Annotated in this window: 4 protein-coding genes; 1 reads left to right on the top strand and 3 read right to left on the bottom strand. The window is 61.0% G+C overall.

The features are described from left to right. Positions 1-182: 182 nt before the first annotated feature. From HQL56_17640 to HQL56_17630, 3 genes are all read right to left on the bottom strand, one after another. Entirely contained in the window at positions 183-1,514 is a 1,332-nt protein-coding gene (locus HQL56_17640) for an HlyD family type I secretion periplasmic adaptor subunit (protein ID MBF0311342.1), read from the bottom strand. Positions 1,515-1,612: 98 nt separating this feature from the next. Next, entirely contained in the window at positions 1,613-3,184 is a 1,572-nt protein-coding gene (locus HQL56_17635) for a methyltransferase domain-containing protein (protein MBF0311341.1), read from the bottom strand. Between the two features lie 117 nt (positions 3,185-3,301). Then, entirely contained in the window at positions 3,302-4,867 is a 1,566-nt protein-coding gene (locus HQL56_17630; protein ID MBF0311340.1) for a hypothetical protein, read from the bottom strand. A gap of 316 nt (positions 4,868-5,183) precedes the next feature. On the opposite strand from HQL56_17630, the gene HQL56_17625 reads away from it, so the two are divergent. Further along, on the top strand, positions 5,184-5,811 hold a 628-nt coding region (locus tag HQL56_17625), incomplete at its 3' end, for a hypothetical protein (protein MBF0311339.1).

Below are 5,811 nucleotides of genomic sequence, written 5' to 3'. Positions count from 1 at the left end.
GGGGGGGATAATCCCCCCCAAACCCCCGTATACCTGAACAGATACAGAAAAATTACTTATTCCAAAGTAGACGCGGTACAATGAACGAATGAAAAAGAAATGGAATGAATCCTTGCGCCAGTGCCGCAGGCAATTGCCGTCGCCCCGCAAGTGCGGGACAGCACCTGCGGGGCTGCCGCGTATCACCGCTCCTTGAAAGCTTCCCGCATGGCGCGCGCCACCGGTTGCGTCAGGCTTTGCAGAATGGTGCGTTCCCCCAGCGGGATATCCACCTGGGCCAGCATGCCCGGCAGAATGGGATGGGTCTCCCTGCCGTAACCCACATGGTCCCGGTCCAGGGTGACCAGGCCCTTGTAGTAGCTCCAGTTCTGGGTGGGGTCGACCAGCGTGCCGGGGGAGACGGAAACCAGGCGACCCGGCAGGGTGCCGAAGTGGGAAAACTCGTAGCTGGAGAGTTTGACCACCACCTGTTCCCCGGTGGGTACCCGGCCCACATCCTCGGTGGAGATGCGCACTTCCACCTGAAGATGGTCTTCCACCGGAACCACATGCATCAGCACGTCACCGGGCTGCACCACAGAACCCTTGGTTTTGAAACGCACATCCTGCACCACCCCCCGCACCGGGGAGCGCACCTCCAGCCGTTTGACGCGGTCGCCGGTGCGGGTGCGGGCTTCACGAACCTGGGCCATTTCGTTGACCACGGTGCCCAGTTCGCTGATGGCTTCCTGCCGCGTATCGTTCTTGAGCTTTTCCATACGGCGTTTGGCTTCGCTGAGGGCCTCGCCGAGGTTGTTGATCTGTTTTTTAAGCCGCTCGACCTCCCCGTTGGCCGTCATGTTGGCCCGTTCCGTTTCCAGGTAGATGACCCTGGAGATGGCCTTCTGTTCCACCAGTTCACGGCGGATCTCCAGCATGTCGGAGGTGAGTTTGAGCTGTTTGTAGGCGACGGACAACTCCCCGCGAGCCTGCTCCAACTCCGTCTGACGCTGCCCGATCTGGGCTTCGAGAACGGAACGGTTCGCCGTCAGGTTTTTTACCTGATTTTGATAAATTTCAGTCTGGGCGTCGACGATATTTTTAAAACGATCCTCAATGCCGGAGAAGTCGGGTTTGAACCCTTCGGCGAAGGAGCGCAGGCGAATGGCCTGGGCTTCGAGGGAGGCCAGGCGGAATTCGGTCTGATCCCGATCCGGCAGGGCCTGGTGATCGTCCAGACGCAACAGAACGGCATCTTTGGCGACCAGTTGACTCTCTTTCACCATCACTTCGGAGACGATGCCCCCTTCGAGGTGCTGGATGGCCTGTACCGAGCCGGATGGCAGCACCTGTCCGGGAACATGGGCCACCTCCTTGACGCTGGCCACGGCGGACCAGGCGACCACCGGAATGATGGAGAGCAACAACAGACCCCAGGTTTTTCGAACCAGGGCCATGGCGCCACCTTCTTCCTGGGAGCCCATTTCCACCAGCGGGCGCAATCGATGGGGTGAGCCGGAGAGGTCGAACAACATAAGGAATCTCCTGAAAGGGAACTTCCGCACCTGCTTGGAAGTATATTTCATGATGACATTTTCTCTGTTGACGGACAAAGGATTTTCACAACAAGGTGTTACCAATCTCCCAAGGACCAGATACCCAGGAAGCAGCCGTTTTTGCTCTCGCCATCCGGCAACAGATGTCGCGGCGCGGGCAGGGAGAAGGGGGGCGCGGTCAGGTCCATGGGCCGCCACTGGCCGGGGGCGATATCCCGGTTCTCCTTGCCCGGATAGGTGGTGGCCAACAGATGGCGAGCCCCGCTGCGTTTGACGTTGCGCAGGGCCTTGAGAACCAGTTCGTTCGGCAGGTGGGTCAGGGTATGCCGACAGAGGATGGCATCCACCGCGGGCAACTGCTCCTCGGTGATGTCGGCGGCATTGAAGAACAGGTTTTTGTGGGCGCCGAGCAGCATGCGGTTGGACTCGATGAGGTCCGGCAGCAGATCGAAGCCCAGGAAAAGATCCAGGTGATGCACCAGATCGCTGTTCCAGTTCATGTCCCCGCAACCGGCATCCAGCAGGGTGCGGATGCGCAGTTGCCCCAGCATGTCGATGAGTCCGGCGCGCAAGCCGGCGCTGGCGTTGCGGGTGGAGCCGGGGCCGGAGCGGGTTTCGGCGGATTTCCATTCGTTGTTGAGGTGAATGGCTTCGAAGCTCTTTTCCAGCTTCTCCCGCTGGGGGTTGCGCGGCCGGAGGGGGAATCGCCCGTCGGCGGCGCGGGTGCCGATGTAACGATGCACGAAAGAGATATCGGCGTAGCGTTCATAGGCCATCAGGGAGCGCTCCTTTCCCAGTCCGTAGAGTGTATCCAGACCCTGGAGAATGGCGGGATCGACGGAGGGTTCCATAGCCAGCAGATGCCGCACCCGCGCCTTGGCGCGCTGGTTGATGCCGGTCCAGTCGACATGGTCGCTCCAATGGCGACGCCGGCCCCGATCGGTATAGTCGTGGTAGACAACGGGCCGGGTGGGGGTGAAGAGATCGTAGCCGTGGGTCCAGAGGCGTACCGCCATGGTCACCTCTTCCCCGTGAAAATAGAGAAAAGGGTCGTAAGGGACTTCCCGTACCATTCTCCCCGGTCCGAAAACGAAGCCGGCCCCCAGAAAGGCCCCCGGCAATGGCATGCTCCCCTCGGGAGGCAGACTCAAGACCTTTCCCTTGGGGATCAGAATGCTCTCTTTGTCGAAGCGGCTGGCCGTCAGCACGGGCATGCCGGGGGCGGTAAGGCTGTCCGGGGGTTTGTAGCCCAGGGGGTGGGTGGTCAGAACCGCTTTTTCCGTCGGGCAACGGGCCAGCATGTCGATGAGCAGCACGTCCCAATTCTGATCAAACCGGCTGTGGGAATCGATTTGCAGATAGTAATCCTCCAGATCGAAGAGTTCGTTCTGCACCCGGTGCCGGGCCCAGCAGACGCCCATGCTGCTGGCGGCATCGACGGTGACCAGACGGATCTGATCCTTCCAGGCTTCCGGTATGCGACGGTATTCGTAGCCGTCCCCCAACGCCAGTTGGGAAAGAACACCCGCCACGACGCGGCGGGGATGCTTCGCCTTGGCGAAGAGATCCTCCAGGGTTTGGGGCAATTCCAGATCGCGGTATCCCGCGATGGAAACAAAGAGTGTTGCCTCTTCGTTCGATCGTTCCACGCTCTTCTCCCGAGTCGAAAGCTGCTTCGAAAACGGTATCGGCAGATATTAACCAATTCTTGAGCGGGGAATTGGTCTCCGCGAAGGAGTCACTCCCGTTGGCCGGGAGCGACCGGATCAGGGTCCCAGTTCGGCCAGTTTCCAGACCCCCAGAAAACAGCCGTGGCGGCTCTCGCCGTCCGCAATGCGGCGGAAAGGCGGCGGCAGGGAAAAGGGGGGCGCGTTCAGGTTGATCGGTCTCCATTGACCGGGGGCGATATCGGTATTGGCGCGGTCCGGGAAAGTGGTGGCCATCAGGTAGCGACTGCCGGTGGCGCGAAAATTTCGCAGCGCCGGAGTGACCAGGCGGTTGGGCAAATGGGTCAGGGTATGGCGGCAGAGAATGAGGTCGGCCCGGGGCAGGGGGTCGTGACAGAGGTCGGCACTGTTGAAAAAATGGTTTTTGCGATGGGCGAAAAGAACCCGGTTGGCTGCGGTTTGGGCCTCCACCAGATCGACCCCCAGGTAGAGTTCGAGTTCGGTCGTCACCGACTGGATCCAGTTGAGATCCCCGCAACCGGCATCGAGCAGGATGCGGATTTTCATCTCCCTCAAGGCGGAGAAAAAGGCCTCCCGCAGGGCGCTGGTCGCGGTGAGGGTGGAGCCGGAGCCGCTTCGGGTTCCCGAGGCCGACCAGCGATTTTCGACCACCATGACCTGATGAAATGTCTGCCCGAGAGTCGCCGATTCGGACTCCACCGGGGTGGGCGGGGGAAATTTGCCGTCGCTGCCGCGCATGCCGATGCGCCGGCAGCGGAAATCGACATCGGCGAAGACCTGGTAGGCTTCGAGGGAACGGGCTTGACCCAGGCCGTAGCGGTCCAGTTCCTGGAGAACCTCGGCGTCGGTGGAAGGGACCGCGCCCAGAAGATGCAGCACCCGCGCCATCGAGCGCCGGTTCAGCATCGGCCAGTCCACATGGTCGCTCCAATGGCGCCGCCGCCCCCGGTCGGTGGTGTAGTCGTGGTAGAGCACCACCTCGTTGGGGCCGAAGAGGTCGAAACCGTGGGTCCACAGGCGGGCGGAGAGGCTGATCTCCTCACCCTGAAAATAGATATAGGGATCGTAAGGCACCTCCCGGACCAGACGGGCGTCGCCGAACAGGAACCCCGCCCCGACGAAAGCCGCCGGATAGGGCGCTTCCGGTTTTGCTTGCAGCGGATGATAATGGCTGGCGGCAGGAATCAATATGCCGTTGTCGTCGAAGCGTTTGGCGGTCAGGATGGGGTACCCGTAAGCGGCCAACTGATCCGGGGGGGTATAACGGTTCGGATGGGTCGAAAGGACGGGTTTGGGCGATGGGCAACGCTCCAGAAGCCCCGTCAGCGTTTCGTCCCAACCCGCTTCGAAACGGGTGTGGGAGTCGATTTGCAGGTAATACTCCTCCCCGGCCCACAGCTCGTTTTGAATGCGGTGTCGAGCCCAGCAGACCCCCAGACTTTCGCTGGCGTCCACGGTAATGTTGCGGATTTGTCCCGGTCGATCCGGCGTGGCGCGATAGGCTTCGTCATCTTCCGGAGCCAACTGACGCAACACCCCGACAAATATCCTCTCGGGATGCGCCGCTTTGTCGAACAGATCCGACAGCGTGGGGAAACACTCGGTATCCCGATAACTGGCAATCGATACAAAAATACGGTTCATGAACAAGCCTGTGGCGTCGCGAGGATACGGTGGGGAGAGGCAAGCGATGGACTGATATTTAGCATGGCGAAGGTGGAACGCATAGGGCGGTTCACGCTCTTCGGGGAATTTGTATGGGGCAAGGTGAACACTCCTCCAGTTTCTGGTATAACCTAAGCTAGATTTTATTTGTTGCGGGAAGGGTATAGGCTGCGAAACTGTCACCGTGTGCCCGGAATTGGGGAAGAGGGGCCGGGTTTGACAAGGATGCGCGGCCTTAGCGCTTGGCTGCAAGCGCCAGACCGCAGCAATGGGGACATCCGATTGGAGAATCAAGATGGCTGAAGATACGCTGACCACGGAACAAAAAGAAGCCGCACAGGTTTTTGACGATCTGACGGTACTCAACCAACAGGTGAGCCAGGACTCCGGCGAAGGAGATCTGGTGCAAACCGGACAGGTGGAGGTTGCGGACAATTCCGATTTGGCCAATCTTCAACCGCTGGGTACGAGGATTCAGGATTTTCAAAATCCCGATCCCGAGGGAGGCTTCGCCAACAACGCCTCCGAGCCGGTGACCGAGCCGCCGCAGCCGGCCACACCCGTGGTGCCGGTGGATAATCCGGCGGGAGGGGTTCAGGAACCGGTTCCTCCTCCCCCGACGGATCTTCCCGAATATCGCCCCATTGAGTTCCCCAACGTCGAGGGGCTCGATGTTCCCGGTGGACCAACCGTGACGGTGCCACCCCAACCGGAGATGCAATCCTTCGAACAGGGTGCAAACGCTCCCGCCGATCCAGTCGCTTCCCCGGATGCTCCGACGGCCCCGACAGTCACCCCACCTCCGCCGACTCTCTCCCCCACAGAACGCACGGCAGCTCCCGAAGAGACGACGGCCCCGGTTGAGACGACGGCCCCGGTTGAGACGACGGCCCCGGTTGAGACGACGGCCCCGCCGACGACCG

The sequence above is a fragment of the Magnetococcales bacterium genome (assembly GCA_015231925.1).
Classification (GTDB): Bacteria; Pseudomonadota; Magnetococcia; order Magnetococcales; family JADGAQ01; genus JADGAQ01.
The sequence above is the reverse complement of the archived record's forward strand: the minus strand, read 5'-3'. Positions and strand labels throughout refer to the sequence as shown.

What these genes read in the sequence shown, in the direction of transcription:
- HQL56_17640 (MBF0311342.1), bottom strand. Translation starts at nt 1,514, where the DNA reads ATGTTGTTCGACCTCTCCGGCTCACCCCATCGATTGCGCCCGCTGGTG.
- HQL56_17630 (MBF0311340.1), bottom strand. Translation starts at nt 4,867, where the DNA reads ATGAACCGTATTTTTGTATCGATTGCCAGTTATCGGGATACCGAGTGT.